The organism is Pseudotabrizicola sediminis (assembly GCF_004745575.1).
Lineage (GTDB): Bacteria > Pseudomonadota > Alphaproteobacteria > Rhodobacterales > Rhodobacteraceae > Pseudotabrizicola > Pseudotabrizicola sediminis.
Map to the genome: position 1 here is coordinate 107,963 of NZ_RPEM01000008.1, position 15,456 is coordinate 123,418.

The 15,456-nt window shown below is 62.2% G+C and carries 12 protein-coding genes and 2 pseudogenes; 11 read left to right on the forward strand and 3 right to left on the reverse strand.

Annotated features, from left to right (window positions below; all coding sequences use genetic code 11):
- Positions 1 to 141: 141 nt before the first annotated feature.
- Positions 142 to 978: a MurR/RpiR family transcriptional regulator gene (locus EEB11_RS12885; protein WP_135431997.1), complete on the forward strand. Its 837-nt coding sequence runs from the start codon at positions 142 to 144 to the stop codon at positions 976 to 978.
- 45 nt (positions 979 to 1,023) lie between these two features.
- Positions 1,024 to 2,067 carry a four-carbon acid sugar kinase family protein gene (locus tag EEB11_RS12890; protein WP_135431999.1) on the forward strand — a complete coding sequence of 348 codons (1,044 nt, stop codon included), beginning with the start codon at positions 1,024 to 1,026 and terminating at the stop codon, positions 2,065 to 2,067.
- Positions 2,068 to 2,074: 7 nt separating this feature from the next.
- Here the strand turns inward: EEB11_RS12890 and EEB11_RS12895 are convergent, their stop codons facing one another.
- Positions 2,075 to 2,854: a DeoR/GlpR family DNA-binding transcription regulator gene (locus EEB11_RS12895; protein ID WP_167852737.1), complete on the reverse strand. Its 780-nt coding sequence runs from the start codon at positions 2,852 to 2,854 to the stop codon at positions 2,075 to 2,077.
- 171 nt (positions 2,855 to 3,025) lie between these two features.
- On the opposite strand from EEB11_RS12895, the gene pdxA reads away from it, so the two are divergent.
- The gene (pdxA, locus tag EEB11_RS12900) at positions 3,026 to 4,069 is read left to right on the forward strand and encodes a 4-hydroxythreonine-4-phosphate dehydrogenase PdxA (RefSeq protein WP_135432003.1); all 1,044 of its coding nucleotides are present in this window, start codon (positions 3,026 to 3,028) and stop codon (positions 4,067 to 4,069) included.
- Between the two features lie 20 nt (positions 4,070 to 4,089).
- Entirely contained in the window at positions 4,090 to 5,571 is a 1,482-nt protein-coding gene (gene aldA / locus EEB11_RS12905; RefSeq protein ID WP_135432005.1) for an aldehyde dehydrogenase, read from the forward strand.
- Positions 5,572 to 5,818: 247 nt separating this feature from the next.
- On the opposite strand, the gene EEB11_RS12910 is transcribed toward aldA, so the two are convergent.
- Positions 5,819 to 8,515 carry an HAD-IC family P-type ATPase gene (locus EEB11_RS12910; RefSeq protein WP_135432007.1) on the reverse strand — a complete coding sequence of 899 codons (2,697 nt, stop codon included), beginning with the start codon at positions 8,513 to 8,515 and terminating at the stop codon, positions 5,819 to 5,821.
- 145 nt (positions 8,516 to 8,660) lie between these two features.
- Between EEB11_RS12910 and EEB11_RS12915 the strand changes: the two genes are divergently transcribed.
- From EEB11_RS12915 to EEB11_RS20330, 6 genes and pseudogenes are all read left to right on the forward strand, one after another.
- A complete protein-coding gene (locus EEB11_RS12915; protein ID WP_135432009.1) occupies positions 8,661 to 10,106 on the forward strand; it encodes a YfcC family protein in 1,446 nt (481 codons plus the stop codon).
- Positions 10,103 to 11,326 (forward strand): arginine deiminase, encoded by a 1,224-nt coding sequence (gene arcA, locus EEB11_RS12920; protein WP_135432011.1) that lies wholly within the window; start codon positions 10,103 to 10,105, stop codon positions 11,324 to 11,326. The genes EEB11_RS12915 and arcA overlap by 4 nt, the downstream gene beginning before the upstream one ends.
- Before the next feature lie 30 nt (positions 11,327 to 11,356).
- The gene (argF, locus tag EEB11_RS12925) at positions 11,357 to 12,358 is read left to right on the forward strand and encodes an ornithine carbamoyltransferase (RefSeq protein ID WP_135432013.1); all 1,002 of its coding nucleotides are present in this window, start codon (positions 11,357 to 11,359) and stop codon (positions 12,356 to 12,358) included.
- 1 nt (position 12,359) lies between these two features.
- Positions 12,360 to 13,358 carry a carbamate kinase gene (gene arcC / locus EEB11_RS12930; RefSeq protein ID WP_135432015.1) on the forward strand — a complete coding sequence of 333 codons (999 nt, stop codon included), beginning with the start codon at positions 12,360 to 12,362 and terminating at the stop codon, positions 13,356 to 13,358.
- A gap of 365 nt (positions 13,359 to 13,723) precedes the next feature.
- Positions 13,724 to 13,894 (forward strand): annotated as a pseudogene (locus EEB11_RS20325) (SDR family oxidoreductase); the annotation flags it as partial.
- Positions 13,861 to 13,989, forward strand: a pseudogene (locus tag EEB11_RS20330) (SDR family oxidoreductase); the annotation flags it as partial. The pseudogenes EEB11_RS20325 and EEB11_RS20330, both read left to right, overlap by 34 nt.
- Positions 13,990 to 14,010: 21 nt before the next feature.
- Here the strand turns inward: EEB11_RS20330 and EEB11_RS12945 are convergent.
- A complete protein-coding gene (locus EEB11_RS12945) occupies positions 14,011 to 14,742 on the reverse strand; it encodes a Crp/Fnr family transcriptional regulator (protein WP_135432017.1) in 732 nt (243 codons plus the stop codon).
- Positions 14,743 to 14,933: 191 nt separating this feature from the next.
- Here EEB11_RS12945 and EEB11_RS12950 point away from each other — a divergent pair, with 191 nt between their 5' ends.
- Positions 14,934 to 15,170, forward strand: coding sequence for a hypothetical protein (locus EEB11_RS12950; protein WP_135432019.1), 237 nt, complete (start codon positions 14,934 to 14,936; stop codon positions 15,168 to 15,170).
- Positions 15,171 to 15,456: the final 286 nt, after the last annotated feature.

Here is a 15,456-nt window from a genome sequence, read left to right on the forward strand (position 1 = left end):
TCCTCCAAAACGGGTCGAAACTCTGCTATCGCTACCCTCCTGCCACCAGTAACCCGTAAATTCGCAAACCTGTCAACGATTGAATTTTCATTCTGAAAGCAGTATTGGAATTTTTGAACCGCAGATCGAAAGGGCCTCATTTTGGGGAATATCGCCGAAACCGAGACGAACGGGGCCTTTGCCAGCTTGCGGGACCGTATTGCCCGCGCTTATCCGGAACTGAGTCCGCAGTTGCGGGCCATCGCCGAGTTTTCGATCCAGAACGCCGATACCGTTGCGGTGGAAACCGCGCAGCAGCTTGCCAAACGAATCGGTGTGCCGCCTTCCAGTATGGTGCGCTTTGCACAGACCCTTGGCTATGCCGGGTTCAACGAGCTGAAACGCGACTTCCGGGACAACCTTGTGTACCGGATGGGCGAAATCCGAGAGCGTGAGGCGATCAGCGCCCATCCCGCCAGCGGGGCCATCGCGGTTGCAGACGCGCTGGTGAGCGAGGCACGCCGCGATCTGGACCGGCTGTTCAAGGAACTGGACCGCAAGCAATTCGACCGCGCCGTGATCGAACTGGTGCGGGCGGACCGCATCCACGTTCTGGCGCAGCAAACGTCGTTTGCGCTTGGCAGCATCTTTCACGCCACCGCGCTCAGCCTTGGCACGCCCACCAACATGCTGGATGAGGCGGGGTCATTCTTTGGCCGCCAGATCGAGCTTCTGGGGGTGGAGGATGCCATTCTGGCCATCAGTTTTGCCCCCTATCAGACCTCGGTTGTGCGCGGGGCAAAGCTGCATGCCGCGCGGGGCGGCATTGTGGTTGCAGTGACGGACAATGTGCTCAGCCCGCTGGCTGCACTCGCCAGAGTGACGATCGAGACCCCCCAGCGCAGCCCGATTGCCTCGCATCCGCTGGTGATCGGAACCTGCGTGTTGCAGGCCCTTGCCATTGCCGTCAACGAAACCCGGCCAAGGGAAAACCGCTAGGATGCGCCCTGTCGGAATATGTCGGTTGTGCGGTCAGGCCAACGCATGACCCTTGGGCCAAAGGTAATCATCATTGCCGATGATCTGACTGGCGCGCTGGACAGCTCTGTCGCCTTTGCTGCGCGTGGCATGGCGGTGATCTGTGCCACCTCGACCGATCATCTTGACGCTGCCCTGCACAGCGGGGCGCAGGTGATCGCGGTCTCGACCGGATCGCGCGACGATACGCAGGACGCCGCTGTCGCCCGCATTGTGCAGGTGCGGGCGGCTGTGAAAGGCGACCCGTTGGCCCGAACTGCTATAGTTTTCAAAAAAATCGACAGCCGGATGAAGGGGCACATCGCCGCCGAGCTTCAGGCGCTTTGCAGCCCGGGCCAGCCTGTGCTGGTCTGCCCGGCCATCCCACGGCTGGGCCGGTTTGTCGAGGCTGGCCATGTCACAGGCATGGGCATTGAGCATGCCATACCCGTGGCTGCGCGCGCCGGGGTTGACGTGTCTGCCGTGCTGAATGCCCGGACTGAGGCGCAGATTGACGCCGGGCTTGCAGCGGCGCCTGACACTGCCGTGCTGGTGGGCGCTGCCGGGCTGGCAGAAGCTCTGGCGCGGCGGTTGACCGGCAGCGCCCCGCCAGCCGCCCATCTGGGGCTGGCGTCCCCTGCCCTGTTTGCAATCGGATCGCGTGATCCGATCACGCTGGCGCAACTGGCAGGTTTCAATGTTGCCCCGGCACCCGATGGCGCTGTGCCCCCGCCACCGGCGGCGTCAGACCCTGTGATGATCTTGCAGATGCAACCCGGCCGCTCTGAAGCATCGCCCCTTCAGGCAGCGGCCCGGTTTGCCACGGGCGTCGCCTTATGGGTCAAAGCCACACAGCCCGCCGCAGTTTTGGCCTGTGGCGGTTCCACGGCCGAAGCGGTCCTGTCCGAGCTTGGCATCGGGTTGCTTGAGGTGCGGGGAGAGGTGCTGCCGGGACTGCCGGTTTCAACCGCACTGACAGGATGGCCCGGGCTTCAGATCGTCACCAAATCCGGTGGTTTTGGCGCGCCGGATACGGTGGCGCGGCTGATCGCCTGCGCCGCGCCGCGCTGATCAGATCTCACGGTGCGACATCAACCATCCGCAGCTCAACGCCCCGGTCTTTGAAAGCGGAAATCGCATCCGCGCTGATCCGGCTGTCGGTCAGCAACAGATCAACGGCAGAGGTTTCGCCAAAGGCACAGAACGCCCGGTTGAAAAACTTGCTGCTGTCCACCAGCAGGATCACCCGGTCTGCCGCTGCCAGAAACCGGCGCTTCAGGTCCGCCAGTTCCAACGACGTATCTGACAGCACCTCTGGCGTGATTGCATGGGTGCCGACAAAGGCGATATCGGCCCGCAGCCGCGCCACAGAGTTCACCGCATCCGCCCCCAGCAATGTGGTGGTCCCGGCGCGGATGGTCCCGCCTGTCACACTGGTCTGCACCAGCGCATTCTGCGACAGGCAGGACGCGATCTGCACATCATTCGTCATGGCGGTGAAGGGAATATTCAGGCTGGCAGCCGCCTTGGCCGCCGCTGCCGTTGTGGTCCCGCTGTCAAACAACACCGACTGCCCCGGCTGAATAAGCTGGGCGGCAGCGGCACCGATGGCCACCTTTGCCGCACTTTCGAAGGCCGAGGCGATGGCCGCTTCGGGCTCAAACGTGGTGGAGGCCCGCGCGGTGGAAATCGCGCCACCATGGGTGCGGGCCAGATACCCGGCATCTTCCAGATAATCGACATCGCGGCGCACCGTCGATATCGAGATGCCCAAGGCTTCCGACAGGTCTTTCAAAGACACCATCTGTTCGGCGCGCAGCACCTCCAGTATCCGGGCCTGTCTTTTTGCTGGTAGCATATGCGCCCTGTTGATCGCTGACTTGCCTGCACAGTCTGGCACAAAACCGCAAAAATATTCCAGCCCGCTCTCACACATTCGCAAGAAACTACCAAAATAGTTCATTATGCGCCATAAATGGTCATAATCTGCTGCGAATCGCTGCAGTCACCGGAAAGGGTGCTTCAAAAGATGCCAACACCTGTTCTGGCCATCTCGATCGGTGACCCTGCCGGGATCGGCCCCGAAATCGCGCTGAAGGCGTGCCATGCCCTGTCGGACAGGCTGTCTGCACAGGACATGGCGCTTGTCCTGATCGGCGATGCAGCAACCCTGCAGCGCACCGCGGGCAGCCTTGGCCTGCCCTGCCCACCCTTCATTGCGCAGGGTGACGTGCGCAGCCTGTGCGGCGTAGCAATTTTGCCGACGGTTCCGCCTGCGGGTCCGATCCTGCCCGGCACCGTGTCCGCCGGTGCGGGCGATCAGGCCTATCGTGCGGTGGTGCAGGCAACCACGCTTGCTATGACCGGGGCCGCGGATGCCATCGTGACCGGCCCCCTGAACAAAGAGGCGCTGCATCTGGCAGGCCATGCCTACGCGGGCCACACCGAATTGCTGGCCGATCTGACCGGGGCAAAGGGCAGCGTGATGATGCTGGCCCATGGGGCGTTTCGCGTGTCACATGTTACGACGCATTGCGCGCTGGAAGAAGTGCCAGCCCGGGCCACCACCGCACGCATCCGGCACGTTGTCACCCTGACCCACACCGCGCTGTGCAGGTTGGGCATTGCCACCCCCCGCATCGCGATTGCCGCCCTTAACCCCCACGCGGGCGAAGGCGGCATCTTCGGGCGGCAGGATATCGACGTGACCGAACCTCTGGTGGCACAACTGCGCAGCGAAGGGTTGAACATCACCGGCCCGGTGCCCGGCGATACGGTTTTTGTAAAGATGCGCGGCGGGGCTTTTGATGCGGTGGTCGCGATGTATCACGATCAGGGGCATATTCCGGTCAAGCTGCTTGGCTTTACCGTTGATCCGGCAACCGGCCGCTGGGTGGGGCTCAGTGGGGTGAATGTCACCCTTGGCCTGCCGATCATCCGCACCTCTGTCGATCATGGCACCGCCTTCGACATCGCGGGTCAGGGCATTGCCGAGGCGACAAGCCTGATCGAGGCCATCGACTACGCCCTGGCACTGGTAAGCAGCAAGGCTGGCAACACCATCACGGAATAAGATCTTTGGGAGGAGACAGGATGCAAAGCGACGATCACAGCAGCATGTGGATTGGCGGGCACTGGGAACAGGGGGCCGAAGGCACCCGCCCCGTCATCAATCCTTCCACCGGAGAGGCGTTTGCCAATGCCCCCGAAGCCAGCGCGGCACAGGCCTTGCAGGCCATCGACGCAGCCCGCGCCGCACAACCCGCCTGGGCGCGGCTGTCGCCTTTGCAACGCGGGGTCTATATGCACAAGATCGCGGGGCTGATCCGCGACCATGCCGAACCACTTGCGCGGCTGGTCGTGCGCGAACAGGGCAAGCCCATCACCGAAGCGCGTGGCGAAGTGGGGGGTGCGGCCGAGTTCTTCACCTATTTCGCTGAATTTGCCCGCCGCATTCAGGGCGAGATCCTGCCCTCTGACGCGCCCGGCGAACAGATCTGGATTCAGCGCGTGCCGGTCGGCGTCGTCGTCGGCATCATTCCGTGGAACTATCCCGCCGCCCTTGTCAGCCGCAAAGTGGCCCCTGCCCTTATTGCCGGGAACACGATCGTCCTCAAACCCCATGAAGAAACGCCGCTTTCGGCGCTGTACATGGCGCGGCTGTTTGAACAGGCGGGTCTGCCTGCCGGGGTGGTGAACATTGTCACCGGCGCGGGGGACACCGTGGGGGCCGCTCTGACCACGCACCCGGACGTTGATCTGGTGACGATGACCGGCGGTGTGCCGACCGGCAAGCGCATCATGGCCGCCGCCGCCCCGAACCTCGTGCCCGTCTCGCTGGAACTGGGCGGCAAGGCCCCGCTGATCGTGATGGAGGATGCCGATCTGGATCTCGCCGTGGCCTCGGCGGTCACCTCGCGCTTCATGAACTGCGGGCAGGTCTGCATTTGCAACGAACGGATGCTGGTGCACGAAAAGGTCTACGATGCCTTTGTCGCCCGCTTCGTGCAGGCCACCAAGGCGCTGCGGCTGGGCGACCCGATGCTGGACACCACCGATCTTGGCCCCAAAGTCTCGCAGCCGGAACTGGAGAAGGTAGAGGCCATTCTTGCCGCCGCTCTGACCTCCGGTGCGGAACCGCTGCTGCTTGGCGGGCGTCCAGACACCCCGCCGGTTGCCGGGGGGTATTGGATGACCCCCACGGTTCTGGGCGGGGTGACTGCCGATATGGCCATCATGCAGGACGAAATTTTTGGCCCTGTCATTCCGGTGATGAAAGTATCGGGCTTCGACGAGGCGATGGCTGTGGCAAACGACAGCCGCTATGGCCTGTCCGCCTATCTGTTTACGCAAGATTACCGGCGCATCATGCAGGCGGTGGCCGACATCCGCTTTGGCGAGATCTATGTGAACCGCATCGGGCCAGAGGCGCTGCAGGGCTATCACACCGGCTATCGCAATTCCGGTCCCGGCGGCGATGACGGCATTCACGGTCTGGAATCCTATCTGCGCAAGAAGACCGTCTATGTGAACTGGTCCGGGTCTTCGCCCGTGCCACTTATGCCCTACGCCTGATGGCCTGAATCCATCCCGACACTGCCCGGGGTCACGCGCATCGCGTGCATTTGCGCATGACCCCATTCACAGGATGCTGGCACTGACAAAGGTGCCCGGGCGTGGCACGGCAGGGGAATACGGCTTCGCGGTCATCTTCTTTGATGTCGGCTCCATAACGGGCAATTCCCCGAGAGTTCTGCCCTCGGGTAAACCCGGGCCGGTTCAGATTGCCTCGCTCCTCACCGGCTTTGTCGCCAGGGTTCGATCATCCATTGTCGTCGGTGATTGCCGACAGGTCTTCCGGAGGAGCAAGACCGAGGCGGATCTGTTTTTCGACCTCGACTATCGCAAAGAACACGGCACCGATCCCGACAATCAAGAGACCATCGGACAATGATACCGAATTTGTCCCAAGAATTCCCTGAGCCAGCGGCAGGTAGGTCACGACAACTTGCGCCGGTACGACAATGGCGAGGCTGATCCACACCGCTTTGGTACCGCGGGTCGCGGCCCATGTCAGCGACGTGCTGCGGAGATTGCGAACGAAAAAAAGATAGATGATCTGCAGCACCACGATCATGTTCATGGCGAGCGTCTGGGCAAGCGCGAGGTCATGCCCCTTATTGAAAGCATAGGAAAAAATCCCGAAAATTGCCGCAACGAACAGGACGGAAATGAAAGCCACCTGCCACAGCAGGGCTCCGGTCAGCAACGGCGACGGGCGCGCACGGGGGGGACGGCGCATCGTATTGGCTTCGGTCGGCTCAAAAGCCAGCGCCAGCCCAAGCGTCGTGCCGGTGATCAAATTGACCCAAAGTATCTGGATCGGCGAGATCGGCAGTGTCATGCCAAGCAGCAGCGCGATGATGATCGTACCGGCTTCGCCTGCGTTGGTGGGCAATGTCCAGGAAATGACCTTGCGAATGTTGTCGTAGACTGTGCGGCCTTCACGTACGGCGGCCGCAATTGACGCGAAATTATCGTCAGCCAAGACCAGATCTGCGGCCTCCTTGGCCGCTTCGGAGCCCTTTACCCCCATGGCAATGCCGACATCGGCGCGCTTCAACGCGGGGGCATCATTCACTCCGTCGCCAGTCATCGCAACGGTCAACCCTTTGGCCTGCAATGCCATGACAAGGCGCAGCTTGTGCGCGGGCGACGTGCGGGCGAAAATGTTGGTCTTGGTCACCGCGAACGTCAGATCGGCATCGCCCAGTTTTTCGATGTCGGCACCGGTCAGCACCGATCCAGGGTTTCGCAGCCCGATTTTGCGCCCGATCGCTGCGGCGGTTCCGGCATGATCGCCGGTGATCATCTTGACCGCGATACCGGCAGCGTGACAGTCGGCCACCGCTTCGATGGCCTCCTGACGCGGCGGATCGATCAATCCGACCAAAGCAGCCAAAGTCAGTTTTCCGTCAAGATTGGCGGCGTTCAACTCTCCCTCCGGGGCCTCGCACAGGGCCAGCCCCAACAGCCGCTGGCCTTCCGCAGCCACGCGCTCGGCCTCGTCGTTCCAGAATGCGGTATCGAGCGGCTCAGGCCCTTCCGGCCCTTTCTGATCGCGGCACATGGCAAGAACGCGCTCCGGCGCGCCCTTGACCAGAACCAGACGCTGGCCTTCCGGCCCTTCGACCAATACCGCCATGAACCGATGAGCTGCGTCGAAGGGTATCTCGTCCTGCCGGGTCCAGCCCGCGGCATCGGCCCCAGCCTTTGCGGCAAACGCCAAGAGCGCGCCTTCCATCGGGTCGCCCGCAACCTGCCAGCCATCATCCTTTTGCGACAGCTCTGCATCGTTGCACAAAAGCGCCACCAGTCCCGCGTCACCCAGCGAGCCCACGCCGTCGTTAGGGCTGATTTCGCCCTCGGGGGCATAGCCGATCCCGTCGATGGTCACGCTGCCCGAAGACAGTACGGCGCTGGCCACCATCATTTCGTTGCGGGTCAGCGTGCCGGTCTTGTCGGTGCAGATCACCGAAACCGCGCCGATCGTTTCGATCGCGGGCAAGCGGCGCACGATCGCGTTGCGGCGCGCCATGGCCTGAACGCCGACCGAAAGCGTGATGGTCATTACAGCGGGCAAGCCTTCGGGAATTGCCGCGACCGCCAGACCAACGACGGCCATGAACTGATCGGCGAAATCGATACCCCGGACGAAATAGCCGTACAGCAGCAGGATCGCTGCAATCAGCACGATCAGCACCGTCAGCCACCGGGCAAAGCGGTCCATCTGTTCGACCATAGGCGTTGTCAAAACCTCGACCGTGCCAAGCATGTCACTGATCTGGCCAATCTGGGTTGCGGCCCCGGTGGCAATCACCACGCCGCGCCCGGTTCCGGCGGCAATCAGGGTGCCACTGAAGGCCACGCCGGTTTGATCGCCCAGTGCGGCATCGGTCGCCACCGCATCTGTCGTCTTTTCCACCGCCATCGACTCGCCGGTGAGGATTGCCTCCTGCACCTGCAAGCCCCTGACCTCTGTCAGGCGCAGGTCTGCGGGCACCTTGTCCCCCGGCTCAAGCAGCACAAGGTCGCCCGGAACCAGATCGGCGGCTTCAACATCGATGCGTCGTCCGTCGCGCATCACCGAGGCATTCGGCGCCAGCATCGAGCGGATCGCCGCCATCGCCGTTTCAGCGCGACCTTCCTGCACGAAACCGATCGTTGCGTTGACCAGGACAACGGCAATGATCACGCCGGTATCGACCCAATGCGACAGCGCCGCCGTCACCACGGCAGCCCCGATCAGGACATAGATCAAGACATTGTGGAAATGCGCCAAAAAACGCAGCACCGCCCATTGCCTAGGCTCCTCGGGCAACCGGTTGGGGCCGTGCGCTTTCAGCCTTACCTCCGCTTCGGCTGACGACAGGCCGTCGGCCGTTGCCGAAAGCGCCTGGAGCACACCATCGACAGCCTGCGCGTGCCAAGCTTGGGTTTGTTCAGTCCGGTCCTTCATCGCTGTCTCCCGACCCGGTCAAACACTGCGTTCCCCGTGCGGCAGCCTATTCTGCGCTTTGCCGTGATGTCCTGATCTGCATTAGTTCGGGCGCGTCCCATACCAGCTAGCCTGATCTCGTCACCTCACCTCCGGGAGCAGCCTCATGCCAGCCACCGAAAAACCGGATGCGAAACGTGGGTTCCGATTCCCTTCGGCCTTTACGATCCTCTTTGCTCTAATCATCCTTGTCGCGATCCTGACCTGGATTATCCCCGCAGGACAGTACGAACGCGTGGCCTCCGAGGCGCTTGGCAAGGACGTGCCCATCGCAGGCACCTATGCGCCCACGGAAGCTACCCCGCAGGGCGTCTTCGATGTCATCCTCGCCCCGATCGCCGGGTTCTACGATCCCGTGGACTATGTGGCCCGCGCCATCGACGTGTCGCTGTTCGTACTGATCATCGGCGGGTTCATCGGGGTCGTAACCGCCTCGGGCGCCATTGATGCCGGAATCGCCCGCGCCATGGTCCGCCTTAAGGGGCGCGAGAACTGGATGATCCCGATCCTGATGGCGCTGTTTGCCCTCGGCGGCACCACCTACGGCATGGCCGAGGAAACACTGGCCTTCTATGTCCTTCTGATCCCGGTGATGATCGCGGCCAAATATGATGCGCTGACTGCGGTAGCCGTGATCCTGCTGGGTGCAGGCGTGGGCGTTCTCGGGTCTACGGTCAACGCGTTTTCAACCGTCATCGCCTCGGACGCCGCGGGGATCAGTTTTGCCGATGGCCTTGTGCTGCGGCTGGCCATTCTGGCGGTAGCTTGGGTGGTCACGGTAGCTTTCGTGATGCGCTATGCCGCAAAGGTCAGGGCCGATCCGACGAAATCGCTGGTCTTTGACATGCAGGCCGCAAATGAGGCGCATTTTCTGGCCGAGACCCCATCCGAGAATGTCGAATTTACCGGTTTGCACAAGATAGTTCTGATTCTGTTCGCGCTGACCTTCGGCGCGATGATCTGGGGTGTATCGATCGGCGGCTGGTGGATGGCGGAAATGAGCGGGCTGTTTCTGGCCGCCGCCATCGTCATCGGCATCATCGCCCGACTGGGCGAGGGCAAGCTGGTTGAAAGCTTCGTGAACGGCGCGCGCGATCTGCTGGGCGTGGCGCTGATCATCGGCCTGGCGCGCGGGATCGTCGTGATCATGGATGCCGGGATGATTACCGACACCATCCTGCACGCGGCGGAAACCAGTGTGACGGGCCTGTCGCAGACGGCCTTCATCCTCGTGGTCTACTGGGTTCAGGTCGGGTTGTCGTTCTTCGTGCCCTCCACGTCGGGGCTGGCCGTCCTGTCGATGCCGATCCTCGCCCCCGTCGCCGATTTTGCGAACGTAAAGCGCGAACTGGTTGTTACTGCCTTTGCCACTGCCAGCGGCATGGTCAATCTGATCACCCCCACGTCCGCCGTCGTGATGGGCGGCCTCGCCATCGGCCGCGTCCCTTATGAGCGCTGGCTGCGCTTTGTCTGGCCGCTTCTGGTCATCCTTACCCTTATCGTCATGGCAGCGCTTGCCTTGGCCACAATGCTGGAAGGCACCCCGACATGACCCTCACCTATGGCGTTCATTCCGAAGCGGGCCAGTTACGCCGCGTGATGCTGCACCGGCCCGGGCCGGAAATGGCGCGGCTGACGCCGGACAATGCCGAAAGCCTGCTGTTCGATGATGTGCTGTGGGTCAAACAGGCGCGCGTCGATCACATGGCCTTTGTCGATGTGCTGCGCGAACGCGGCGTCGAGGTGGTGCTCTTGCGCGAGATGCTGGAGGAGGTTGTCACCAACCCCGAGGCACGCCGCTGGCTGCTGGATGCCCGCATCAACGAAAACTCGGTGGGGGTCGGCCTTGCCGCTGACCTGCACGCCTGCTTGATGGAAATCCCTGCCGAGGCGCTGACCCATATCCTGATCGGCGGGATGAGCCGGGCGGAATTGCCGATCCCCGTGGCGGGCGTCGTCGCGCCGATGCTGCGGGACGAGGATTTCCTGCTGCCCCCCATGCCCAACCAGATCTTCACCCGCGACTCGTCGGCCTGGATTTACGGCGGTGTCACCCTGAACCCGATGTTCTGGCCCGCGCGGCGGTTGGAAACCCTGAACCTTGCCGCAATTTACAAGTTCCACCCCGATTTCAAGGATGCCGGTTTCCCGATCTGGTTCGGCGACCCGATGGTCGATCACGGGATGGCAGCGCTGGAAGGTGGCGATGTCGCCCCCATCGGCAATGGTGTTGTCCTGGTCGGCATGGGCGAACGCACCTCTCCGCAGGCGGTTGGCCAGTTGGCCCGCGCGCTGTTCGCGGGGGGCGGTGCGACACGGGTGATCGCCGGCCAGTTCCCGCGTGCCCGGTCGTCGATGCACCTCGATACCGTCTTCACCTTTTGCGACCGCGATCTGGTGACTGTCTTTGCCGAGGTGGCCGAAGCCATCGTCACCTATTCGCTGCGCCCCGATGACAAGGGCGGTGTGACGGTAACCACGGAAACTGCGCCCTTCCTTGATGTGGTGGCGCAGGCGATGGGTCTGAAAAAACTGCGCACGGTGCCGACCGGCGGTAATGCGTATCAAAGCCAGCGCGAGCAATGGGATGACGCCAACAACCTTTTATGCATCAGCCCCGGCGTGGTGGTGGGATATGAGCGCAACGAACACTCCAACACCCTGCTGCGCAAGGCGGGGGTCGAGGTCATCACCATTTCAGGCGCTGAACTGGGGCGCGGGCGCGGCGGATCGCATTGCATGTCCTGTCCGCTGATCCGCGATGCCATCTGACACGCCCGACATTTCTGAAAGGACCACCCCATGCCGCAAAACCTACACGGTCGCAGTTTTCTGAAGCTGCTGGACTTTTCGTCGGACGAGGTGAGGTTTCTCCTTCGCCTCGGGGCCAGCCTGAAAGAGGCGAAAGCCAACGGCACCGAAAAACAGCTTCTGAAGGGCAAGAACATCGCCCTCATCTTTGAAAAAGACAGCACACGCACGCGCAGCGCCTTTGAGGTCGCGGCCTTCGATCAGGGCGCGCATGTCACTTATCTGGGGCCGTCGGGCAGCCATATTGGCACCAAAGAAACAATGAAAGACACTGCCCGCGTTCTGGGCAGATTTTATGACGCCATCGAATACCGCGGTTTTGGTCAGGCCGAGGCGGAAGTGTTGGCGAAGTTTGCCGGGGTGCCGGTTTACAACGGGCTAACGGACGAATTTCATCCGACGCAAATCCTCGCCGATCTCATGACAATGCGCGAATACACCCACAAACACCTGTCAGACATCGCTTTCTGTTTCGTTGGCGATACTGGCAGCAACATGGGATCGTCCCTAATGGTTGGCGCGGCATTGATCGGGATGGATATCCGGCTTTGCGGGCCGCAAAGCCTGTGGCCAGAAACGGCGCTGGTCGATCAATGCCGCAAACTTGCTGAAGCCAGCGGCGCGCAGATCACCCGGACCGAAGAACTTGCTGAGGGCATGGAGGGCTGCGACTACATCTACACCGATGTCTGGGTGTCGATGGGCGAGCCGGAAGACGTCTGGGCCGAGCGCATTGCGCTGCTCTCGCCCTATTCCGTAACGCAAGAAGTGATGGATCTGACCGGCAACCCGCACACCAAGTTTCTGCACTGCCTCCCCGCCTTCCACAACCGTGAAACCAAGACAGGTGAGAAGATCTTTCAGACCTATGGCATCGACTGCATGGAGGTAACGGACGAGGTGTTCGAATCCCCCGCTTCGGTGGTGTTCGAGCAGGCTGAGAACCGGCTGCATTCCATCAAGGCGGTTCTTGTCGCCACGATGGGGGCGTAAGATGCGGATCGTGGTCGCTCTGGGCGGCAATGCCTTGCTGAAACGCGGAGAGCCGATGACGGCCGAGGCGCAGCACACCAACGTCCGCATCGCAGCCGCCGCCTTGGCCGACCTGGCGCGCGATCATCAGATCATCGTGGCGCATGGCAACGGCCCTCAGGTTGGGCTGATGGCGCTGCGCTCTGCCGCCTATGCCCCCGACAATCCCTGGCCGCTGGATATCCTAGGCGCCGAGACCGAAGGCATGATCGGCTATCTTATCGAGCAAGAACTGATGAACGCCCTGCCGAAGGGCACCGATTGTGCCACGCTGCTGACGCGGGTGGAGGTTGATCCCCAAGACCCTGCCTTTGATCGCCCGACAAAACCCATCGGTCCGGTATACTCGGCCGAAGAGGCGGAACAGGCTCGCACCAAAAACAATTGGTCAATGGTCGAAGAAACCAAAGGCGGTCTGCGACGTGTCGTCCCGTCCCCATTGCCGATCGCCATTTTGGGTATCAAGCCGATCCGCCTGCTTGTGGAGGCCGGCGTCTGTGTGGTCTGCGCAGGCGGCGGCGGCATCCCGGTGGTGCGCGGGGCAGACGGCAACATGGAGGGCGTCGAGGCGGTGATCGACAAGGATCGCACCTCGGCCTTGCTGGCTGAGGCCTTGCAGGCTGACGTGCTGCTGATGCTGACCGACGTGGAAGCGGTGTTCCGCGATTGGGGCGGGCCGGATCAGGCCGCGATCGGATGTGTCACGCCGGATGCGCTGGACGCCATGAGCTTCGCGGCAGGCTCCATGGGGCCAAAGATCACTGCCGCCTGCGATTTTGTGCGGGCAGGCGGCACGATGGCGGGTATCGGGCGGTTGCAGGACGCGCGCGCAATCGTCGAAGGGCGCGCCGGCACGCAGGTGCGCATGGACGCAATGGCAGCCGAAAATCGCTTGTCGGGCGAGAAAAATTCCGCCCGTGTGGCGAAACACCAACCTGAAGCAGTGCAGGGTTTATCCTGACGGTCCATGGTAAGGAACGACCTGGCGGCGGACCTCCCCCCCCCGATGCCGCCGCCGGGACACGACCCGTTCCATCCGATGCGCCTCTTCCCCTCGTTCCGTGCATCGGGTGGACGGCCCTACACTCTGCGCTGTGATGCAGACGACGGTTGGCAGAACAAGGCTGGAAGATCACCCACTTCATGACCTGCAAGATCGCCCTCATGACCAGCGCGGCTGGTGCGATCGCCACAGCCACCGCCAGACTGCTGGCCTCCCGGGGGTGAAGCCATCGCCGCTGCAGATATCGTTGGCGCGGAGTCCGCCCGTTGTGCGAGGTCATCGCGGATGAGGGGTGCCTGTGCGCCTAAGTCACCAGCAAGCACGCCGTTCTTGGCCTGACGCGGGCAACGGCGGTGAATTGGGGGGAGAAGGGCATCCGTGTGAACGGCGTCAAGCCCGGCCCGACCGAGAGCCGAATGATGACATCGATCAAGAAAGGAGCTCCGCTGCCGCGTCCGCCGTGCATGACAGTTGTGCCGTCACGATCCCGATGAAGCGTTCCGGCACCCCGGACGAGGTGGCCGGAGTCGTCTCGTTTCTGGCATCCGATGATGCCGCCCGGGTCAACGGGGCCGCCTATACCGTCGCTTGCGGTATGACGGCCGCCAGATCACTTGAGCAGCGGTCCGTCGTGATCAAGATAGGTCTTGTCGAAATCTGCCAACAGCACCAGGCCATCAAGGTCATCGAACTCAACCTGCCCATGCTGAAATGTGACCAGACCCTCCTCACGCAGTTCCCGCAATACTCGGTTCACATGGATAGCGCTGAGGCCCATCGCGTCTGCCAGCAGGTATTGCGACAGCGGACATGCATATCCCGATGTGGACCCCAAACCGACCAGCTTCAACCTTGCGCCCAGTTCCAGCAGGAAATGCGCCATGCGTTCTTTCGCATTCCGTCGTCCGATGCCGACCAGATGCTCGACCACCATTGCCTCGTCCCGAGACGCCGCCCAGAGGACGGCGGTCGCGAGGCGCGGCGTTTTGCTAAATGTTTCCAGAAGGTCCTTGGCCAGAACCTCCGACGCTTCGACGCGCGTCACGGGCTCGACGTTGTGGTCCGAGGTGCGGAACAGAACAGACCGCAGGCCCAGAAAATCACCTGGTATCTGGAAATCAACGATCTGCCGTGACCCGCCCGAAAGCAGTTTGTAAGAGCAGACCCATCCCGACGCGAGAATATAGGCCGACTGATCGGTCTGTCCTTGATGCACCATGTCGCGACCGGCGGGGAACGCCTTTCGACGCCCATAAAGACTGTCCAGCGCTGACAACTCTTCTTCAGACAGCGCCACGAAAGCCCCGAGTTTGCGCGCAAATGGGCTTTGAAGAGCTGTCAATGCTGTAGCTCCTGAGAATGCATGCGTGTTGAGACATAGTGTCGACTAGAGAAGCGCCCAAACGACGTTTCGTTCCTGTCGCGGCCAAAACGCTGATCTGCCTCAGTTCAGACTACTGCAGTCCTGCTATACTGATCTTCAGCCGGAGACATTCCGGCTGCTCTTTCACCCGCTTGCAGAAGGAATGCCCGATGCCCGAGGTTCCAGACATTGCCGGAACGGCAGCTCTGGCGATTTGCGAGTCGCTGCTACTCGCGCTGAACGACCGCAACGTTCTGCCAGAAAAGGAAATCGTCGGGATATTGCGTGATGCCGCTGCGGCGCATGCGAACGATGCAGGCGATGATGGCAAGTCAGAGCTTCACACTGCCGTTGCGGACCTCATTGACGGCATCCTTGCAGGTGGCAACTCGGTACGTCGCAGGTGACGGCACCCATTGCATTCGCTGCGCAACCGTTGCGCGCCTTTCTCTGTGCCGGGTATTCCACCCCATTGCATCACGTAATCTGCGTTCTCGGGCCCTTTGGGATAAACCGCGCTTGGTGCCTCTGAGCAACCATCGCCATACGCCTGTCGGACAGTTCCAAGGCCGATAGAAGGTGGGTTGCCGATGAGGGATTCCGCCTCGGGCCAGTTCGCAGGCGGGGGTTTCAGATAGTCCGGCATTTGAACCTAACGGGTCTGGGTCACTGCCAAGGCCTTGCAGGAAAGTG

Excerpts from the sequence above, each read along its gene's own strand:
- aldA (WP_135432005.1), top strand. The coding sequence starts at position 4,090 with ATGCAAAGCGACGATCACAGCAGCATGTGGATTGGCGGGCACTGGGAA.
- argF (WP_135432013.1), top strand. The coding sequence starts at position 11,357 with ATGCCGCAAAACCTACACGGTCGCAGTTTTCTGAAGCTGCTGGACTTT.
- EEB11_RS12950 (WP_135432019.1), top strand. The coding sequence starts at position 14,934 with ATGCCCGAGGTTCCAGACATTGCCGGAACGGCAGCTCTGGCGATTTGC.
- EEB11_RS12915 (WP_135432009.1), top strand. The coding sequence starts at position 8,661 with ATGCCAGCCACCGAAAAACCGGATGCGAAACGTGGGTTCCGATTCCCT.
- EEB11_RS12890 (WP_135431999.1), top strand. The coding sequence starts at position 1,024 with ATGACCCTTGGGCCAAAGGTAATCATCATTGCCGATGATCTGACTGGC.
- EEB11_RS12910 (WP_135432007.1), bottom strand. The coding sequence starts at position 8,515 with ATGAAGGACCGGACTGAACAAACCCAAGCTTGGCACGCGCAGGCTGTC.
- arcC (WP_135432015.1), top strand. The coding sequence starts at position 12,360 with ATGCGGATCGTGGTCGCTCTGGGCGGCAATGCCTTGCTGAAACGCGGA.
- pdxA (WP_135432003.1), top strand. The coding sequence starts at position 3,026 with ATGCCAACACCTGTTCTGGCCATCTCGATCGGTGACCCTGCCGGGATC.
- arcA (WP_135432011.1), top strand. The coding sequence starts at position 10,103 with ATGACCCTCACCTATGGCGTTCATTCCGAAGCGGGCCAGTTACGCCGC.
- EEB11_RS12895 (WP_167852737.1), bottom strand. The coding sequence starts at position 2,854 with ATGCTACCAGCAAAAAGACAGGCCCGGATACTGGAGGTGCTGCGCGCC.